The organism is Bremerella alba (genome assembly GCF_013618625.1).
In the GTDB taxonomy this organism is placed as follows: domain Bacteria; phylum Planctomycetota; class Planctomycetia; order Pirellulales; family Pirellulaceae; genus Bremerella; species Bremerella alba.
In genome coordinates, this window is the sequence record NZ_JABRWO010000002.1 from 442478 (window position 1) to 462471 (window position 19994).

Sequence of the window (19994 nt, forward strand, 5' to 3'; positions counted from 1 at the left end):
TGGCTAAAACGAAGTTCGTCCAAAACTTTCGTCCGTAAGCTGCCGATAACAAAAACGTGTAGTCCGACACGCAATCATTTAGCATGCTTACCAAGCGTTCGCAGATACCCTTCCTGGGTTTGGCTAAAGCGATGACCTCCCTATCATGAGCCTTGATCAGATCGCACCGTTCCGCTGCGTTCCCAGATCAATCACAAGATGCGGAGAGTCTACCGATTCGTTAAAGCTTGCCAAGCTTTTTCCATATCTTGTGCCTAAAAAGGTGCTAGCCGCCTACATGTTGCAGCTAGCGACGCCTTCATCGAAGCTTCAAGCGATGACAATGGGGACTTCATAACAGGGCTGGTCGGTTCACTTCGCGCCCCAAACCCGGTATGATCTAGGCTTTACGGAAAGTTATTCTCCGCTGTCTAGAGTCGGCATGAAATACCAGAACGTCTGCATCGAAGGGCTCGGCTATTGCCTGCCTGATGAAATTGTCACTTCGGCTGATATCGAGCAGCGACTGGCCCCCTTATACGAGCGTTTACGGCTTCCAGAAGGGCGTCTGGAGCTGATGACCGGGATTTCGCAGCGGCGATTTTTTCCAGACGTGGTGCAGCCGGGGGACGTAAGTATCCACTCGGCTCGCAACGCCATGGCAGCTACTGGTATTCAGCCTGGCGATGTGGGTGCGTTGATTCACGGTTCGGTCTGTCGCGACTTTCTCGAACCAGCCACCGCTTGCCGCGTGCACCACGCGTTGGGCTTGCCGCAAGAGTGTGTGGTTTACGATGTCAGCAATGCCTGCCTGGGCATTTTGAGCGGGGCGATTCAAATCGCCAACATGATCGAACTGGGCCAGATCAAAGCAGGCATCGTTGTCGGTACCGAGACCGGCCGGCACCTGGTCGACAACACGATCGAAACGCTGAACCAAAGCGAGAACCTCAGCCGCAGCGATATCAAGCTGGCCGTTGCCTCGCTGACAATCGGCTCGGCCAGCTGCGCGATGCTGCTGTGCCATAAGGATCTGAGCCGCACCGGCAATCAGATGATCGCCGCCAGCGCCCGGGCCCACACCCAGCATCACGACCTGTGCCACAGCGTGGCCGGGAAAAACGAAACCGGCGGCGGCAATCCCTTGATGCAGACCGACTCTGAAAAACTAATGGCCGAAGGGATCGCCACCGGCGGAGCAACCTTCGCCGACTTCCAAGCAGAATCAGGCTGGTCGCCCGATCAAATCGATCGCACGATCTGCCACCAGGTCGGCCTGACGCACCGCAAGCTAGTGCTGGAAAAGCTAGGTCTGCCAATCGAGAACGACTTTGCCACCGTCCAGTGGCTCGGTAACACCGGAGCAGCCGCCTTGCCCACAACCCTGGCCCTGGCAACGCAAACGCAGTTTATCGAAGCCGGCCAAAACGTCGCCCTGCTGGGAATCGGCTCAGGCATCAACTGCGTGATGATCGGTGCCCAGTGGCAAACAACGCTAGTCAGCGGAACCGGGGACATGCCGACGAATATGGAACGAAGTGGCTCGCTGGCCGCAGGTTAGTTTCATTCCTGTAGGGCCTGAGGGTGGCCCAGAGAGTTTTCTCTGGGTCGGCATTGCCGACAAGCGGCTCATGCAAGAACGAGATCTAATCGCAGCGTCCCCATTTTATTCACGCAGGGCCCATGAGCCGCTTGTGCCTACGGCACCCAGAGATAAATCTCTGGGCCACCCATTTCGTTCTGACAGACCAAGAGAGACTAGGCCCGACTCGCGCGATTACGGCTTTTCCACCAGAGTCATCCAGGCGGTGATTTCCGTTGACTCGTCCGGCTGCTTACCAGTCGATGATCCGGATTCAGGATCACGCTTCTTATTTGGGCGAGCCGTCATGGTAAGCAGTTTGATATCCTCGTCAGGCTGGAATGTTTTCGTCCCATCGGTGCGAGTTAGTCCGCTCGTGGAAGTGGTAGCGTTGTTGAACCAACTCATGTACTCCTCCGGCAGTGTGCCCGAAGAGGAAGATTTACTGGGGCCGTTAACGATCGTGATTTTTTGCTTCCAATGCCCTTTGGGCCCGCGATAGATGGCCAGTTCGATTTGGTTCTCGCCAGACTCGAGTCGGGAACCAGATGTGATCGAACCGCCGGTCAAATATTTGGCGCGCATCATCGACCTCATGGTCACGCCGTCCGGGATGAACACCTTCCACCGCCAGATCAGGTCTTCGTGCGTGGGGGCCGTGACAACGTGGACCAGCGATTCATCTTGGATGTCGATGTATCCGGTCTCTTTGCGAAGCTTGTTGAGTTCGGCTTCCATCGTGGCCATCGCCTTGTTGTTCTCGTCCAAGTCCCACGACATGCGGACATGCGAGATCCCCAAGGCGACAATGGTAAGTAGCAACAAAATCGTGAGCAGTGAGAAGCTGGTCCAGCGATTTTGCGCCGAAGAGGCTGTTTTTTCAGAGGCCTCTGAAAAATGCGGTTCGTTTGTGTCCATCGTTTAAGAGCCCTTACTATGCGATCCATCGCACCCCGGTGGTTTCTTTGTCAGTCCGCATACACAGTCGTTCATGCCCTTGCCGTCGAGGATCCGCGGCGTGAACTTTTCGATTCTTGCGGTGCGGGTTTTCGATTGTTTGGCGGCTGCGAAATGCATGACGTAGGCTCGCTGGCGGCCAGGCGTTAGTGCTTGGAAGGCTTGCTTTAGACTAGGGTCTTCCTTCAGCTTGGCTTGCAGTTCGGCGGGTAGATCGTCGGGACCTTTTTTCACTTCGACTTGCTTGCCGGATCGTTCGACTTCGATGGCCTGTTCGATGAGGAACGTCAGCGATGACTTCAGCCGAGCAATCTGCTTGACGTCGGTAAATCGCACCACACGAAACGTGCGGCTGTTTTCGCTGGGGGCGATCAACACGTTGTCAGGGTCCTTCAAAAGGGGCCCTTTGAAGAAGCTCAACACGCAGTCGTTTTTGAAGGCCGCGATCATGGCGACGTTTTTGTTGTCGAGCGTGTAGCAGGGAGCCTTCCACTTCCAGGCTTCGGTCAATTCCGACGCCAGGACGATCTTTCGTAACTGGGTCAGTTCCTTCTGCCATTTCGGCTGGCTTTGGATGTAGTCGTCGACGTTGGGATTCATGACTTAAGACTCTCGAATCGTTCCTGATTGCGACCAATGCCGCCCATGGAAAGCCCACACTAACACGCCGCAAGTGGACGTACCAGAGACGATCGCCAACACGGCTTATGCAGTTTCTGAAGAAAACCGACAACCCACTCCGGTTTGTCTCGATAACCTTAACAGGGCAGCGAAAACTCGATCATGCAAAGGACAGAGAACTATGGCACCGAAATTAAGAGAGCCGCTCGTTCGGCCAGTTTGGCCCCCGAAGGGTTTCGCGACAAGAGTGGAAGTTACTGATGAACACGACTGGTGGATTCTAGCCGCGAACCATAGACGTACCGATCCATGGGATTTGATTGTTTTCAACTTCGGCACGCGTAATGTCGACGAAGTGAACTGGTGCTTGCATCACGTGCTAGGTTGCCGCAGAAGGTCAGAAAACGGCAAGAACTATAGCTTTGGTAAACCATGCACAGGCAAGCAATATATCTACATTCCGCCGACCGGCTGGACGCCGCCCACGACCGAAGATGATGTTGCCTGGGAGCGTGTCCGAAGCACCATAAACTCGAGCATGGTCAAGAGCCTGCACCTTTCGCTGTACGCTTACCGACTCTCGATCAGTGGGCACGATTTTTCCAAAGTCGGCTACCTGCTCAATACCAAACGCATTACAGCGAGGCTCGATCGAACGCACCCGCATGCCGCCGAGTACGTTTCCGGCAGCGACGAAATCATCCTCCAGTCGCTCGGCAACGATCCCCTCGACCGGAGCACCATCGTGCACGAAGCCGTCCATGCCAGCTTCGATTACCAACACAGCTTCGGCGTCCGCACGTATAAGCTTGACGAAGAATGCTTCGCCTACGTCGTGCAGATGCTGTACTTGCAGAAGTTCTATGGCCAGGTATGGCCCAGCGCGTGGAGCCATGAATTTGAAGCGAAGGCGACCTGGGAAGCAGCCTGGAAAGTCGCCAATGCGTTCCGCGGGCCTGGGGCCGTTCGCCCGGAATTGACCGATGCGTTGACGAAAGCCTATCGTGAATCCGCCGCAGGCAGGGGCGTCGGCACACTCGATCGATCTGGTCACAACGGCGTTCGCTAGAGGGTCGACCCAGACGCAACTAGCACGACGGCTACCGCGCCTGGGCGACTATTTTTGCTGTAACCCAAGCCTGAAATCGGCATCTTACCGGGGACCAACTTGGTGTACGTCCCCGGGGAAGATGCATGACGAAGCAAGATCCATCGAAATTCTTTGATCGAGGTCACGCAGCCGCCTACGACCAGCGGTGGGCCGGCATGGCGGCGATTAACGACGCACAGCATTTGCTTCTCAAGGCGATCCTTTCCGGCCTGGGCAGTCAGGCTCGCGTACTATGCGTGGGTGCTGGCACCGGAGCAGAGCTTCTGGCACTCGCAGCGGCTTTCGACGACTGGCATTTCACGGTCGTCGAACCATCAGCCGGCATGATCGAGCAGTGTCGCCGCCGCGCGGAAGCCGCAGGGATCACCGATCGCTGCACGTTTCACGAAGGGTTCCTCGACAGCCTGCCAGAGATGGCCCCCTTCGACGCCGCGACGAGTATCCTTGTTTCCCATTTCCTGGTCGACCGAGATCAACGAAAAGATTACTTTTCGGAAATCGCACGACGGCTTCGCCCCGGCGGCTTGATGATCAACTCGGACCTGGCCTCGGACATGACAAGTCCGCAGTACGAACCGCTGGTGCAACATTGGGTCTCCCTACATCGCTGGGTCGGCCTCGAGACGAAGACCGATCACCTCGGACGCGAGGTCGCGCTGCTGTCTGCGGAAGCAATGCAGACGCTTCTCATCGAAAGTGGCTTCGTCTGCCCTACCCTTTACTACCAAGCTTTGCTGATCCGCACTTGGGTCTCGCAAGTTCCTGAATAAACAACGCCCAACAAGCAGTAGTACACAATGAGTGAAGAAGTTCAAGCGTTTTGGAATCAACGTTTTGGTCGCGACGAATACGTTTACGGAACGTCACCCAACACGTTTTTGAAAGAGTCGATCCATCATTTCCCCAGCGGCGGAAACGTCCTTTGCCTGGCCGAAGGGGAAGGTCGCAATGCCTTGCTGCTTGGTCAACAAGGCTATCAAGTGCACGCGGTCGATCTTTCAACGGAAGGAAAGTCCAAGGCCGAGCGTCTCGCTGCCGAGCACAACACGTCGCTGCAGTACACCATCTGCGACTTGAACGACTTCGACTACGGCGAGAACCGCTGGGACGCGATCGTGTCGATCTTCGCCCATGTTGATTCGGTTTCGCGAAAGAACATTTACCAGAAAGCGATGGCATCGCTTACCGAAGGTGGCATCTTTCTACTTGAGTCGTATCACCCCCAACAGCTTCAATACGGCACCGGTGGGCCCAAAGATGTCGACATGCTCGTCACGCTCGAAGACCTTCGTCCGCACTTTGAAGGTAGCAAGGTCTTGCACGAGGCCGAGCTGGAACGCGACGTCAGCGAAGGTATCTTCCATACGGGTAACGCCTATGTTACGCAGTGGATTGTGCAGAAGTCGTCGACTTAATCTTCACACAAGCCATCCGTTATAATCCCCCTATGCGGATGACAAGAAGCGGGCGATCCCATGTGCTAGGATAACGTCGCTTGGCTCCCTCCTACCCCATTGTCTCGCCTGAAAGTGAACGTCATGTTCAAGAAACTATTCGCCAGTTCGGTTGGCAAAAGCGTTTTGCTCATTCGATTGATGGTCGGACTCGTTTTTCTTTCCGAAGGCATTCAGAAGTTTCTTTTCCCGGCAACGCGCGGTGCGGGTCGCTTCGAGAAAATCGGCCTGCCCGAACCGGAGTTCCTCGGTAACTTCGTGGGCTCGTTCGAGATCGTTTGCGGACTGTTTATTGTCCTTGGCCTGCTAACCCGCCTGGCCGTGCTTCCCACCATAACGATCATGTTGGTCGCCATCGTGTCGACCAAGTTGCCGATGCTCAGTGAAGATGGTTTCTGGTCGATGGCTCATGCGGCGCGGACCGACTTTGCGATGTTGTTGGGCTCGATCTATCTTCTGATCGTGGGGCCTGGGTCGCTTTCAATCGACCACATGCTGGCCGATCGCAAGTCGGACTCTACCTGACAGGCCACGTTAATCGGCCTCGGTCAGGTTCGTCGCTCGCAAGCGAAGGGCATTGCCGATCACGCTGACCGAGCTGAAGCTCATCGCAGCGGCGGCGAACATCGGATTCAACAACGCGTGCATACCAAACAGCGGCACCAATATGCCTGCGGCGATCGGCACACCCAGGCTGTTATAAGCGAGGGCGAAGAACAAGTTTTGCCGGATGTTTCGCATGACGCGTCGGCTCAAGCGAAACGCTTTCACAACGCCATCCAGGTCGCCACCCATCAACGTGATGGCCGCGCTTTCGATGGCCACGTCGGTGCCGGTGCCCATGGCAATGCCCACGTCCGCGGCGGCTAGTGCAGGTGCGTCGTTGATACCGTCGCCAGCCATCGCGACCTTGGCGCCCTGCTCACGCAGCTTTTCAATCCGGTCGTGTTTGTCTTGCGGCGAGAGGTCGGCCTGGTAGTCGTCGATGTGCAGCTTCTTCGCGATCGCTTCGGCAACTTGGGCGTTGTCGCCGGTCATCATGATCACGCGAATCCCCATTTCGTGCAGCGATTGAATCGCACGTTCGGTGGTCGCTTTCAGGGGGTCGCTCACGATCAACGCACCGGCGTACTTCCCCTCGACCCCCAAGTAGACTTTCGTTCCCTCCGGCGTTCCGGTTGCGTCGAACTCGATCGCATGATCCTTAAGCAGCGATGGCTTGCCGCAAACCACCTGTTTGCCTTCGACGACGGCCTGCACGCCCTGCCCTGTTGTGGAATCGAAGTCGGTCGCATCGGGCAGCGCTAACTTTCGCTCAACGGCTGCCTGAACAATCGAGCGGCCAATGGGGTGTTCGCTGTTCTGCTCGACGGCGGCGGCGTACTTCAAGAGGTCGTCTTCGCTGAAGCCTTCGGCCGGCTCCAGCTGGGTTAGCTTGGGCTTTCCTTCGGTGAGCGTGCCGGTCTTGTCGACCACCACCGTATCGACCTGCTGAAGGGTTTCCAGCCCGGCGGCTTCCTTTACCAGGACGCCGGCTTGGGCTCCTCGCCCGACGCCGACCATAATCGACATGGGCGTGGCCAACCCTAACGCACACGGGCACGCCACAATCAAGACGGCCACCGCGTTGAGCAGTGCGTACGCCAGCTTCGGTTCTTCCGGCGACCAGATCGCCCACACCACAAACGTGACCACTGCAATACCGACAATCGCCGGGACAAAATAGCCGGAGACCGTATCGGCCAGACGTTGAATGGGGGCACGGCTGCGTTGGGCCTGGCCGACCATCTGCACGATCTGCGAAAGGACCGAGTCCTCGCCCACGTTCGTCGCTTGAATGCGTAGCGTGCCCCCTTGGTTGACGGTGCCGCCGATGACGTTGTCGCCTTGCTGCTTCCGCACCGGATCGGCTTCCCCGGTTAGCATCGATTCGTCGACGGTCGAACTGCCGGAGAGCACCTCGCCATCGACAGGGATTTTGTCGCCAGGAACGACTTTCAATTCTTGCCCCTGACGAACTTCGCTCAGCGGCACTTCACGCTCTTGGCCATCTTCCATCACACGCGCGGTGGGTGGGGCCAGGTTGATCAAAGCCCGAATCGCGCTGCCAGTCTTCTTACGTGCTCGAAGTTCAATCACTTGCCCCAGCAGGACCAGCGTGACGATCATGGCGGCTGCCTCGAAGTAGACCGGCACCTCGCCCCCGTGCTGAAACGCTTCGGGTATGAGGGCCGGAAATAACGTCGCGACGAGGCTATACAGATACGCGGCCCCGACGCCCAACGAGATGAGCGTGAACATGTTCAGGTTCATCGTCATCAACGACTTGGCACCTCGCACGAAGAAAGGCCACCCGCACCATAAAACCACCGGGGTCGCCAGAATCAATTGAATCCAGCGCGAGACGTCGGCTGGCACGCCTAGTTCGATCCCCAGCATCGGCAGCATGGCCAAGGCAAAGATCGGCACGGTTAACGCGGTGCCTACCCAGAAACGGATCGTCATCCAGGTTAGTTCAGGATCGGCTTCGTCCTGGTCGGCGGTGATTGTCTCTGGCTCGAGGTCCATCCCACACTTCGGACAACTGCCAGGCTCGTCTTGCTGCACCTCCGGATGCATTGGGCAGGTATAGATGGTCTTGGTCTGCTGTGCGGCAGATTCGTTTCGCTCTAAGGCCATCCCGCACTTGGGGCAGTCGCCAGGCGTTTCGCTTTCGACCCCTTCGCACATCGGACAAATATACTTGGCCGACGATTTAGCTTTGGGCTTATTAGACGCAGAGTCGCCATGGCAGCAATCGTGTTTGGGCGGGGCCTCGCCCAGGCTGACAAGCTGTGGTGGGCCGCTTTCGGAAGGCCCGTCTGCTTCGAACTTCTTCAGGCAATGTTCGCAGCAGAAGTAGATTGTTTGCTCGCCCCGGGTCGTCTGCCAGGGTGTCGACTCTGGGACTGTCATTCCGCAAATTGGATCGATCGCCACTTTCTTGCCTTTTCCCTTAAGTATGCCCCAGTCGAAGGACGTCTGCCATTACTGATGCGTATTATTGTCAGGTCTTTCGCGTGCAAATGGTATTCCTGTTTATACTTAGTTTCGATGTCGCAAACGCATCCAAGGATTCGCATGGTTGGCAATTCTTCCCAGGCTGCATGCCATACACATCATCGATTTGTTTTATGGTGTTTTTGTGGCCGTCCTAAGATGCCACGAGCGCGACGATGATTTATTTTTCGCTTAAGATTTCCTTTGCCTTTTTGATTCGACCTTTGCTAAACTTCCCCAAAGAGGCCCACGGAAGATATCCTCCGTAGAATTGAAGTGATTTGCGGGACAGGTTCGGAGGCATTCGTGATTCCACAGGGTTGGCAGTCTCAGACGGTGGCTGTCTTCCGGTGACTTCCTTTTCTCATCTAATCGTCACCCGGCTGAAGCTCGGATTCGGCTTGCCATGGGTGGTGTGGAGGAACGTGACCCATGTTAAAGCGATTTGGATTTTTCGAGGAAAGCAGCCCCCGCGAGGCTCTACGAGACCTGCGGGAACTGCAAATGATGGGGCCTCTCGATGAAGAGGACCTGGTGCTGCAATACCTCAGCCAAGGCACCATGCTGTTCGAGGCCAATAGCGATGCTTACGACCGCCTGATGGACGATAGCGTCATGATCGGTCCGCCCGACGTCTTTAGCGACGGCGAGTGGTGCTGGTCAGCCGATGTGCTCTATTACATCCGTAACTATCACATCGCAGTCGAGTCTCAGTTTTTCGATTGGATGCAGAAAAACCATTGGAAATGCCCCCGAATTGTCAGCGCCGAAGCGTTGGTCCAATCGAACTGGCAGACCTGAACACGCCCCGTTTAAAACAAGGTGTAGACAAACGGCGCCAGCCCACTGCCTGCCAATAGGCCCACCACGCCGATGGCCAGCAGCGTTAGTATCATCGGGATGAGCCACCACTTTTTGTTCTCTTGCAGATAGAGCACAAACTCGCGCACGATACCCGGGTCGTTTCCCTCGGCCTGCGAGGCGAAATCTTTGTTGGAATCGTGATCGGTCGATTGCGGATCGTCGGTCATAGGGAGCTTTAAAACTGCTTGAAGTAACGATCGGTACCAGACGATTTGGTCGGTCGTTCGATCCAGAACGAAGCACGGTCGTCGTCCTTCAATTGTAGCGGATCATGCCCGAGAAGTCGCATGACGATCCCCACCGGCAGAAACACGCCGAAATAGGTCGACAGCAACAAAACATGACTAACCACGAAGGCAATCGGAAAGGTCACATACTGCCATCCGCGAATAATCGGCACCCGCGCCGCCGGGACGACGTAGTAGACCACGCAGCCGACAACGGCCAACGCCGCCACCGCAATCGCCAAGGCCGGGCTGATTGCCCGGCATGCGGCTGCGACAATCAACAGTAAGATTGACAGAGAGAGGCCAAACCAACGCTGCATCGACGCCGATGGCTTCGCTTTGATGTCGACAAGTACCATTAGTCTGGCTCCAGGTTGGTGAGATACGTCTTGCTGTCGATGCGGGCCGCGTTAGGTTGCTGGTCGTGGTAGAAGATCCAGTTCCCCACCACCAACACGTCCATATGCGTTGCCAGAAAGCAGCGATAGGCGTCGGCTGCCGTGCCGACGATCGGTTCGCCACGGACGTTGAAGCTGGTATTAATCAACGCTGGACAGCCTGTCAGTTGGTGAAATGCGGAAAGCAGTTGATGGAAACGAGGGTGCCGCTGGGCGGAAACGGTTTGCACCCGGGCCGAGTAATCGACGTGCGTGATGGCCGGCAGATCGCTGCGGACTTCACGTACACGCTCTCGCAGTTGGGGGTTTAACTGGTCGTCGGTAGGCTCGTCGGTGACGGTGATTCTGCGGCCCGGCTGCACGTCGTAGGTGAACAGCATGTAAGGACTGGCGAGTTCCTCAGGCGAGCGGAACCGATCGGGAAACACAAAGCACTCGGACGCATGCTCCTCCATGACACTCGGTGCGAAAGGACGAAACGACTCGCGAAACTTGATCTTCAAGTTCATCGTCGTTTGCATCTCTCGATTGCGAGGATCACCCAGAATACTGCGTGAACCGAGTGCTCGGGGACCGAACTCCATACGGCCTTGGACCCAGCCGATGACGTTCCCGTCGTTGATCAGCTCGGCCACTTTGCGCATCAGTTGGACGTCGTCGGCAATCTTGGTCGCGACGGCGCCCGTGGCGATCAAGCGTTCTACTTCTGCGTCATCGTCTACCGCCGGACCAAGCAGCGAGCCTTGCTGCTGATCGATCACGCCGGTCGTGCTGCTGACTTGTTGGACTTCACGTTTACCGCCGAGCAGTTGATGCCAAATCAACAAGGCGACTCCTAGCGAACCACCGGCATCGCCTGCAGCCGGTTGAATCCAGATGCGTTTGAAGGGGCCTTCTCGCATCAGCCGACCATTGGCAACGCAGTTCAGCGCCACACCACCGGCCAGGCACAGGTTCTCTTCGCCGGTCTGCTGATGAACGTGCCGTGCCATTCGCAAAACGACTTCCTCAGTAACGTGCTGTACGCTGGCCGCCAGGTCTAAGTCAATCTGTCGAATGGGCTCTTCGGCACCGCGAGGCGACGCCCCAAAGAGCGTGGCGAACCGCTGATTGGTCATTCGTAACGTATCGAGGAAGCCAAAGTACTTCATGTTCAGGCGGTAGCTTCCGTCGTCGCGCAATTGGATGAGATGCTCGAGGATGGTGTCGGCATACTTCGGCGTTCCGTACGGAGCCAAGCCCATCAACTTGTATTCGCCTGAATTGACTCTGAAGCCGCAGAAGTACGTCAGTGCCGAGTAAAGCAGCCCCAACGAATGAGGAAACTTTAACTCGGCGCGAAGGTCGATCTTGTTTCCGTGGCCGACTCCCCAACTGGTGGTCGTCCATTCGCCTACGCCGTCGATGGTGAGAATGGCGGCACTCTCGAAGGGACTGGGAAAAAACGCGCTCGCGGCGTGCGATTCGTGGTGCTCGCTGAAGACGATTCGTTTTTGATACGCGCCACCCAACTGACGGCGAATCTCTCGTGGCAGATACAGCTTGGTCCGCAGCCACACCGGCATGGCGTTACAGAAACTGGCATACCCGCGCGGTGTACAGGCCAGGTAGGTCTCGAGCAACCGCTCGAACTTGAGGAGCGGCTTCTCGTAGTAGCCCACGTAATCGATCTCGTCGAGACCGATCCCGGCGTGCTCGAGACAGGCCTTCAAAGCAAGCTCAGGAAAGCCTGCATCGTGCTTACGACGACTGAAGCGTTCTTCGCTGGCGGCGGCGCGAATCTCGCCGTCTTTTACCAAGGCGACGGCCGAATCGTGATAGTAGGCCGAAATCCCGAGAATCCAGGTCATGGCGCCTCAACTTGTACTGGTTCCGATGGATCGACCGCTTGTGGATCGTTCGAGGCTGCCTGACTTGCGTCGCACAGAAGTGGACTGAGCCCTTGAGCCCAGGTCTCGGCCACCAACTGATGGCCATGGGCCGTCAAGTGAATGGCATCGCCGAGGACCTCTTCGCTGCACGGTACCGCAGCAGCCGTGTCCATCAAGGTTACCTCATTCTGCTCGGCCAGTTGTTGAATTTCGCGGTTTAGCCATCTACCCAGCTCTGTATTGTGGGCAACCTGCTCAGGCGTCTCTCCGAGGTACTTATCGAGCGAGTCGCACTGGCTGCCGGCTGCCATGACCTGGGTGGAAATCACCGGCACGGCTCCGCTATCGCGAATTGCCTGAATCATGGCCACCAGCTTCTCGCGAAACCGCGCTGCCGATTCGGGGACGACCTCGGTCGAAACGGACGGGGGTGGGGCGAACTGAGGGTTAGGTGCTGGAAACAATCGATATCGAAACACCCCATATAAGGTGCTGTGAGCAAGCGTGCGTTCCAGCCAACTAGGGGCCTGGGGAAGCGGTTGGTCCTGGGTCTCGGAGATCAAAAGGGGAATGTCATTCCATCCCAGGTACAGCACCACGATGTCTGGTTTGAGAGGCGCCACTTGCGTTTCAAACCGTCCAAGACACTGAGCCAATGTAAAACTGGGCACGCCAGCATTAATGACTTCCAGCGACACGTCGCAACCATCGTGCTTGAGCTGTCGTTCTAAGATCGCGACGAGTTGCCCACTGGCACTATCCTTGCCGGGTACCAGGTAACCGAACACGCTGGAACCGCCCATGACCGCAATCCGCCGGATGCCAGGGCGTTTGTCGACCGAGATCTCAGGACCTCGAAAGCCAAGCGAATTGACATCGATATCGTAGGTCGAAGATTTCAGCTTCAGCCCCGGCCGCAAAGTACGACCGGTCGTTGAGTCAGGCACAAAAAACACGGCACCGGTCGCATAGCAATTAGGTGTCCAGCCGCGCATGCCGACATAAACACGTAAAGCCACCTCGCCGACGACCACACCCAACAGCGTGCCGAGCAAACAAGCAATCAGGCCGAACCAACGCCGACGTCGTTTACGCTTGATATTCGATTCTGACATACTAAGAGCTACTGAAGAGAGCCAATGCCGCCTTACTTGGGGCGAATCTGGTTATTTTAGCGCTAATGGTCAGGACGCTCAACTACAACGTCCGGGTCGCGCTGCTATGTGACGAATTGATTAAATGCGTCCGAAAGAACACCGGAACCGGCCGGTTCCTCAACTTTCATCTCCCCAATTGATCAAAGATTCACCATAATGGTGATCAGCGTCTGGTCGCTTTTTTTGTGAACGAATAAAGCGTCACGAAATTTCTGGAAGAAAGCGTTTTCCGTTAATGTTAATTCATTCTCCCTTATCTTTGCTCATTTTCTAGGCATGTTAAGCGATTGCGGAACGGTTTTCCGACCATGCCAATTCGATATAACAACCACGAAGACAAAGACTTACGACCCTATCGAACGAACACCTGAGACCATTTTGGCACAGCAAATGCATTCTCGCTGCCTGTCCCTTTGGGAGGATCCAGGCAACACTTCAATTCGTCGAGACACGACGACCTCTCCTCCCTGGCGGTTTAATCTGGCCCCACTAGATTTCTCATTAGGAGAACAATAACGTGCAAGGGCAATCACAGACGCAAACGTTATCCGAGCCCAATCTCGTCGCCGACTACGATGTTGGTGAATTCTACGACGAAATGTTTTCTCCTGGCGGTTCTCCTCGCACCAACTGCCAGCTCCTCTATAAGCACATTCAAGAGCTAACTTCCAACGACCTTCGCAAGCGCAAGACAGCCGCCGAGCGATCGATGATTCGCTTGGGCATTACGTTTAACGTCTACGGCGAGCAGGAAGGGACCGAACGCATCATTCCGTTCGATATTCTTCCTCGCATCATCCAAGGCGAGCAATGGACGTGGATGTCGAAAGGACTGAAGCAGCGCATCATCGCGTTGAATATGTTCATCGACGACATCTACAACGATCAGAAGATCCTCAAAGACGGCATCATTCCGGAACACGTAGTCAAATCGGCCGACAGTTTCCGGCCGCAATGCGTGGGCCTGAAGCCGCCCAATGGTATCTGGTGTCACATCACCGGTACCGACTTGGTCCGCGACGCGGATGGCGAGTTCTACGTGCTTGAAGACAACCTCCGTTGTCCTTCTGGCGTCTCGTATGTGCTGCAGAATCGGCAGCTGATGAAGCAGACATTCCCTGGCCTGTTCGAGGCTCAGTTTGTCCGCCCGGTCGACGATTACTGCAGCCAACTGCTAGACGCGCTCAACTCGCTAGCGCCAGACACCGTAGAAAATCCGGTCGTCGCTGTGCTTTCTCCAGGCATCTACAATTCGGCTTACTTCGAGCACTCGTTCCTCGCCCAGCAGATGGGGGTTGACTTGGTGGAGGGCCGAGACCTGGTCGTTCGCGATCAACGCGTCTATGCACGCACGACCAAAGGCTTGAAAACGGTCGACGTTATTTATCGCCGCATCGACGATGACTTCATCGACCCACACGTCTTCCGCAAGGATTCGATGCTGGGCGTTCCGGGGATTATGGACGCGTTCCGGGCCGGCAACGTCGCGCTTGCCAACGCCCCCGGCACAGGCATCGCCGACGACAAGGTGATTTACGCCTACGTTCCGGACATGATCAAGTATTACCTGGGCGAAGACGCGATTCTGCCGAACGTGCCCACGTACGTTTGTTGGGACGAAGCTCAGCGTGACCATGTCATCAAGAACATTGCCGACATGGTGGTCAAACCGGCCAACGAATCAGGCGGCTACGGCATGCTGATCGGTCCGCGAGCGACCAAAGAAGAACATCAAAAGTTCGTCTCGCTGATCAAAGCCAATCCGCGAAATTACATCGCACAGCCGACCCTCTCTCTATCTCGGGCACCTGTCATTATTGACGACCATTTAGAGGGGAGGCACGTCGATCTGCGACCGTTTATCATTTATGGACGAGACATCTATGTGTTGCCCGGCGGACTGACTCGTGTGGCCCTGCGTAAGGGTTCGCTTGTGGTCAACTCGTCGCAAGGCGGTGGCAGTAAAGACACCTGGGTTGTGTAGGGATTGAAAGGTTCTTCATGTTAAGTCGCGTAGCCGACTCCATCTATTGGACCAGCCGTTATATCGAACGTGCTGAGGCGGTGGCCCGTTTCATCGCGGTGAACTTAAACATCAGCATGGATCTGTCGACGGCAGGCAACCAGCAGTGGAAGCCCCTGGTCACAACCACCGGCGATGATGAAGCGTTCACCGAGATTTATGGTGCTGCCACCAAGAGAAACGTTATCGAGTTCCTGACGTTCGATCGGAGCAACCCGAACTCGATTCTTTCCTGCTTGATCAACGCCCGCGAAAATGCCCGCAGCATCCGCGAGCGGATCTCGGCCGAAATGTGGGAGCACATCAACCGCTTCTACTTGATGGTGAAAGACGTCGGGGACGCCGAAGGCATTTTAGATGACCTGCCCGACTTTTACGAAGCCGTGCGAAACTCGGGGCAGCAGTTTGTCGGCGTGACCGATGCCACCATGACCCACGGCGAAGGATGGCATTTCTGCCAGTTGGGTCGCTTCCTCGAGCGGGCCGACAAGATGTCACGCATTTTGGACGTGAAGTATTACATTCTGCTGCCCAGTCCGCAGCATGTGGGAAGTGCGTTCGACGACTTGCAGTGGGGTGCTCTACTCCGCTCGGCGAGTGCCTACGAAATGTATCGCCAACGTTTCGGCCGGATTGTGCCGCAGAACGTGGTCGACTTTATTATGCTCGATAAAGAATTTCCGCGGGCCGTCCTGCACTGTCTCACCCGAGCCAACGAATCGCTCCACGCGATCACCGGCAGCGACATCGAAGGATTCACCAACCTGCCGGAACAACGTCTCGGCCAATTGCGTGCAGAGTTTGCTTTCACCAGTGCAACCGACATCATCTCCCGCGGCTTGCACGAGTTCATCGACGACTTCCAACAACGAATGAATCTCGTCGGCGAATCGATCGGAACGACCTTCTTCAGCCTACAAACGGCCTAAGCGGGTGGCCCAGAGTTTCATCTCTGGGGCGGCAAAGCCGACAAGCGGCTAGTGCAAGAACGCAACTCACTGGCTAAGTGGCCACAGGGTTCAATCCGGCTCCACGAGTCGCTTGTAGCCTGCGACTTGCACGACTTCCAACAACGAATGAATCTCGCCAGCGAATCGATCGGAACGACCTTCTTCAGCCTACAAACGGCCTAAACGGCTGACCCAGAGTTTAATCTCTGGGCCACCCTTTGTTATTTGTTGGGGCTTCGTTGCTGCGGGGTGTTGGGAGAGGCAGATGGTTGGCCGTTTGTTTTGGCATCTAATGGCATCACGTCGACGCCGACCTGCATGGTTCGTGTGCCGCCTCCCATGACGACTCCTTGGATGGGCGAGACATCTTCAAAGTCTCTTCCGTGTGCCAGGGTGATATGGTCGGTACCGACGATCACATTGTTGGTCGGATCGAAGTCGACCCAGCCGAGTTCCGTTCCGCAGAACACCGAGAACCAGGCATGCGAAGCATCGGCTCCGACCAGTCGTGGTTTGCCTGGGGGCGGTTCGGTTCGCAGGTATCCGCTGACATAACGGGCCGGCAGGCCAAGGGCTCTTAGGGCCCCGGTTCCTACGTGGGCGAAGTCTTGGCAAACACCGTGACGTTGACGAACGACTTCCTCGAGCGGCGTAGTGATACTCGTCGCGCGAGAGTCGTATTTGTAGTCCGCATAGATTCGGGCCGTTAGTTCTTTGGCCGCTTCGACAATGGGACGATTGCGTGTGAAAGCCGCTTTTCCGTATTCCAGCAAAATTGGTAGCAGGCGAATGTGCCGCGAAGGAAAAAGGAACTGGCGAACCTCCAGGGGAAATTCTCGACTCTTGGCGAGCGCGGCCAGTTCTTCCCAATCGGGAGAAACGGTGATTGTCGCAGGGGTCTTTACGGTAACACGGCTCGTCGCGGTGATGGTCATTCGGCCGTGCGGTTCGCTCAACGCAAAGTAGTGCACCTGGTTGCCGAAGTAATCGGTACGCGACACCACCGATCTCGGCTTGGGTTCGACCGTCAGAGCGAAGTCTTCTACGCTTTGGCGAAGCGTTGTCGGAACGCGCAAGTGCAATAAATTATGCGCTACCGATGCTGGGTCGGAGTACGTGTAGGCCGTCTTGTGTTCCACTTGATAACGCACGGGTGGTCAACGCTTTTTCGACTAGGGGCGGATCTCGACCAGGTGGGACTGGGGCATCGAGTGAACAAGGTAACGCTGGGAAACGACATCCGACAGCTTCGGCAACAGGACTTCGATTTCCTGCAAAAGCATATGCAGCGATTCGCCCGCCGACAAGGCATCGGGGGCACGCACGCGCGTCACGTCGAACATCCGCACTTCGTGCAGCAGCGACATCGCCAGACGCTGCTCGACCGTGTAGCCAGCGTGACTCCCCACGTTCGGCAGGTCGTTGACGTGCTCTAGAAGTTGCGCCAACTGCCGGGCAATCGATCGCGGGTTGGTCTCGTCGGTCACTAGAAGATCGAGCACGGCACCCAGGTGCATTTCTTCCAAGTAACGCGAACGGTATGTGATCAGGCTATCGGAAATCTCTAGCAGCGCTTCCAATATGGCGGTCAGGTCACCGGAAGGAAGCACCAGGCAGTTCCGCATCAGTCGCGAGCTTTGCGTTGCCCGCTCCATCCGGCGGCCCATATCTAAAAAGTGATAGACCTGCGTCCGGGTAATGCTTTCGGAAATGATCCCCGAGAAAGCCGCCAGATCGAGGATCAGGTCGTCTAGCAGTGCCAAACAATCTGACAAATCCCAGTAGCCGGTACTGGGTGGCTGGAAGCCTTGGTCGACGCGGTGAAGGACTCGCCAGCTATCGGCCGAGACACGATCGCGGGTGCGTGAAGTGAGCCGGAAGATCTGCGTTACGATCGAGCGAAGGCTCATCGAGTTTTGTTCGTCGAAGATATTTGCTGCCAAGATTCGCTCGATTGGCGGCAGTTGTTTTCGCATCTCTTCGACACCGTAGCCGGTCTCGATAATCCCCATCTCGGCCATCGTGCGAAGCAAGATGATTACCTCAGGCATCTCGCTGAGCTGCTCTTCGCTGGTCAAGCGAGAGATGGTTGTGCGGAGAATACGTGCCGTCACGCCGGCGCGTTCCAAGTTGCGGCCCAACCAAAATAAGTTTTCTGCGATACGGCTGGGAAGTTCACCCCCGGTACGCTTCAGTTCGACACCGTGCTCTGGACGCTTTAGCAAGCTCACGCGAGGAATCGGAGTCGCCGACAACACCCACGCATCCTTGCTTCGTTCTCCCACTTGCAGCGATGCCTCGAGGGGCTGCAATTCTCCGCTGAGCCGCACCAATCCGCCTGGCATTGTCTCGAATTCGTTTTGCCCAAGCACCGCGAAACTTCGCAGGGCAATGTGAGCCGGAGTGAGCGACTTCTTGGAATAGACCGGGCTAGTCGATCGCATCACTTGCTCTTGGGCGACGAACATATCAGGATCGGCCTGAATCATGTGAATCAGCTTTTCCTGTTCCCCATTTTTCTGTAAGCGATAAAGGGTGGTTTGATTTCCACGCTGCCGGTAGGCCGGCTTGATGACGAGCTTCTCGATATTCTTAATCACGTAGTCCAGCGATTCCGGCTCACCACAGCGCCACGTGGCCACGCCGGGCAGAATCAGCGGCTCGCCCAACAAGTGCTGACAAAGTTGCGGCAGGAAGGTCATGAAGATTGGTGACTCGACGATGCCTGACCCAAGCGGGTTGAGCACGACCACGTTCTTCATGCGGCAGACTTGCAGCAGTTCGGGGATTCCTCCGGTCGAGTGGCTGATCTCGAGGGGGTCGCATTGATCGCTGTTAGGACGCCGAATGATGACATCGACGGGAAGCAGCCCTCCTAAGGTCTTCATCATGACGCGATTGCCGCGGACGGCCAGGTCGGCCGGTTCGACCAGCGTGTAGCCGAGGTAGCGAGCCAGATAGGCGTCCTCGAAGTAATTCGGGCTGTCAGCTCCTTTGCTGAGAATCACCACGCGCGGATTGGTGACCCGCGAACAAGCACGCAGCACGGCTTCCTTCACTTTCATGAAGTAGCCAGCCAGGCGTTGGACGTTCTCTCGGTGAAAGAGACTGGGGGTCATCCGCGACTGGATGATCCGGTTCTCGAGCGCAAAGCCGCTGCCCGAGGGGGATTCGCTACGATCCCCTTGGACCCACCAGCTTCCGTCGGGCGAACGAGAAAGGTCGGCCGCGTAGAAGTAAAGGTAGTTGTTGCCAGGAGGATTCTGCCCATGGAAACAGCGATAGTAACCGGGATGCCGGAACAAGACTTGTTCCGGAAGCACCCCACTTCGCAGCAGATCTTGCGGACCATATAGATCCTGCAAAATCATCTGCATCAGCTTGCCGCGCTGCTTCAAGCCTTGGGAAATCTGATCCCATTCGCTGCTAGGCAATAACACCGGCAGCGGATCGAGCTCCCAGGGACGGGCTCGGCGATCTTGAGCAGGATTCCCGATGCCGGCCCCGACATAGGCCATCCCGGTGCGTTCGAGCAGTTTTTGCATCTGCTGCCAGCGACGCTGGAATTCACCGGCACCAATATCTCGTACGCCTTGGACGAAACTTTGCCAATGGGGACGGATCTGCGCACCATCGTTCAGTTCGTCGTATACGTCGGGAATCGGCTTATACGGGGCAAATAAATCGGCAGGCGCATCATTTGGTGCGGGAATTCTGGTCACCGAGACCTCGGGCTTCCGAATTGAGGTGTTACGCAATCC

17 protein-coding genes are annotated in these 19994 nt (G+C 56.4%); 8 read left to right on the top strand and 9 right to left on the bottom strand.

The features are described from left to right. Positions 1–421: 421 nt before the first annotated feature. The gene (locus tag HOV93_RS04950; RefSeq protein WP_207395355.1) at positions 422–1540 is read left to right on the top strand and encodes a 3-oxoacyl-ACP synthase III; all 1119 of its coding nucleotides are present in this window, start codon (positions 422–424) and stop codon (positions 1538–1540) included. A 216-nt stretch (positions 1541–1756) separates the two neighbouring features. Here the strand turns inward: HOV93_RS04950 and HOV93_RS04955 are convergent, their stop codons facing one another. Both HOV93_RS04955 and HOV93_RS04960 read right to left on the bottom strand, forming a co-directional pair. Further along, positions 1757–2479 carry a hypothetical protein gene (locus HOV93_RS04955; RefSeq protein WP_207395356.1) on the bottom strand — a complete coding sequence of 241 codons (723 nt, stop codon included), beginning with the start codon at positions 2477–2479 and terminating at the stop codon, positions 1757–1759. Between the two features lie 3 nt (positions 2480–2482). Beyond that, the gene (locus HOV93_RS04960) at positions 2483–3118 is read right to left on the bottom strand and encodes a YdeI/OmpD-associated family protein (RefSeq protein ID WP_207395357.1); all 636 of its coding nucleotides are present in this window, start codon (positions 3116–3118) and stop codon (positions 2483–2485) included. Between the two features lie 268 nt (positions 3119–3386). Here HOV93_RS04960 and HOV93_RS04965 point away from each other — a divergent pair, with 268 nt between their 5' ends. The 4 genes from HOV93_RS04965 (at position 3387) to HOV93_RS04980 (ending at position 6229) form a co-directional block, all read left to right on the top strand. Further along, on the top strand, positions 3387–4208 hold the full coding sequence (locus HOV93_RS04965) for a hypothetical protein (RefSeq protein WP_207395358.1): 822 nt from the start codon (positions 3387–3389) through the stop codon (positions 4206–4208). A gap of 125 nt (positions 4209–4333) precedes the next feature. Continuing rightward, positions 4334–5020: a class I SAM-dependent methyltransferase gene (locus HOV93_RS04970; RefSeq protein WP_207395359.1), complete on the top strand. Its 687-nt coding sequence runs from the start codon at positions 4334–4336 to the stop codon at positions 5018–5020. 27 nt (positions 5021–5047) lie between these two features. After that, positions 5048–5665 carry a class I SAM-dependent methyltransferase gene (locus tag HOV93_RS04975; RefSeq protein ID WP_207395360.1) on the top strand — a complete coding sequence of 206 codons (618 nt, stop codon included), beginning with the start codon at positions 5048–5050 and terminating at the stop codon, positions 5663–5665. Between the two features lie 123 nt (positions 5666–5788). After that, complete coding sequence (locus HOV93_RS04980; RefSeq protein ID WP_207395361.1) at positions 5789–6229, top strand: DoxX family protein; 441 nt, start codon at positions 5789–5791, stop codon at positions 6227–6229. A gap of 9 nt (positions 6230–6238) precedes the next feature. Here HOV93_RS04980 and HOV93_RS04985 read toward each other — a convergent pair whose 3' ends face one another. Continuing rightward, positions 6239–8683: a heavy metal translocating P-type ATPase gene (locus tag HOV93_RS04985; protein WP_315853346.1), complete on the bottom strand. Its 2445-nt coding sequence runs from the start codon at positions 8681–8683 to the stop codon at positions 6239–6241. A 492-nt stretch (positions 8684–9175) separates the two neighbouring features. On the opposite strand from HOV93_RS04985, the gene HOV93_RS04990 reads away from it, so the two are divergent. Further along, on the top strand, positions 9176–9544 hold the full coding sequence (locus tag HOV93_RS04990) for a hypothetical protein (protein WP_207395362.1): 369 nt from the start codon (positions 9176–9178) through the stop codon (positions 9542–9544). An 11-nt stretch (positions 9545–9555) separates the two neighbouring features. Here the strand turns inward: HOV93_RS04990 and HOV93_RS04995 are convergent, their stop codons facing one another. From HOV93_RS04995 to HOV93_RS05010, 4 genes are read right to left on the bottom strand one after another with little or no spacing between them, the layout of a single operon-like run. After that, positions 9556–9774 carry a DUF5989 family protein gene (locus tag HOV93_RS04995; RefSeq protein WP_207395363.1) on the bottom strand — a complete coding sequence of 73 codons (219 nt, stop codon included), beginning with the start codon at positions 9772–9774 and terminating at the stop codon, positions 9556–9558. An 8-nt stretch (positions 9775–9782) separates the two neighbouring features. Next, positions 9783–10193, bottom strand: a complete 411-nt coding sequence (locus HOV93_RS05000) for a hypothetical protein (protein WP_207395364.1) — start codon at positions 10191–10193, stop codon at positions 9783–9785. After that, a complete protein-coding gene (locus HOV93_RS05005; RefSeq protein ID WP_207395365.1) occupies positions 10193–12082 on the bottom strand; it encodes a carbamoyltransferase family protein in 1890 nt (629 codons plus the stop codon). The genes HOV93_RS05000 and HOV93_RS05005 overlap by 1 nt, the downstream gene beginning before the upstream one ends. Continuing rightward, positions 12079–13218 (bottom strand): SGNH/GDSL hydrolase family protein, encoded by a 1140-nt coding sequence (locus HOV93_RS05010; protein ID WP_207395366.1) that lies wholly within the window; start codon positions 13216–13218, stop codon positions 12079–12081. Before HOV93_RS05010 ends, HOV93_RS05005 begins: the two co-directional genes overlap by 4 nt. A gap of 640 nt (positions 13219–13858) precedes the next feature. Between HOV93_RS05010 and HOV93_RS05015 the strand changes: the two genes are divergently transcribed. Together HOV93_RS05015 and HOV93_RS05020 are read left to right on the top strand one after the other, a co-directional pair. Further along, positions 13859–15244, top strand: coding sequence for a circularly permuted type 2 ATP-grasp protein (locus tag HOV93_RS05015; protein WP_235989865.1), 1386 nt, complete (start codon positions 13859–13861; stop codon positions 15242–15244). A gap of 17 nt (positions 15245–15261) precedes the next feature. Beyond that, positions 15262–16212 (top strand): alpha-E domain-containing protein, encoded by a 951-nt coding sequence (locus tag HOV93_RS05020; protein ID WP_207395368.1) that lies wholly within the window; start codon positions 15262–15264, stop codon positions 16210–16212. 242 nt (positions 16213–16454) lie between these two features. Here HOV93_RS05020 and HOV93_RS05025 read toward each other — a convergent pair whose 3' ends face one another. Both HOV93_RS05025 and HOV93_RS05030 read right to left on the bottom strand, forming a co-directional pair. Next, positions 16455–17384, bottom strand: coding sequence for a transglutaminase family protein (locus tag HOV93_RS05025; protein ID WP_207395369.1), 930 nt, complete (start codon positions 17382–17384; stop codon positions 16455–16457). A 21-nt stretch (positions 17385–17405) separates the two neighbouring features. Next, the gene (locus HOV93_RS05030; RefSeq protein ID WP_315853347.1) at positions 17406–19955 is read right to left on the bottom strand and encodes a circularly permuted type 2 ATP-grasp protein; all 2550 of its coding nucleotides are present in this window, start codon (positions 19953–19955) and stop codon (positions 17406–17408) included. Between the last annotated feature and the right edge of the window lie 39 nt (positions 19956–19994).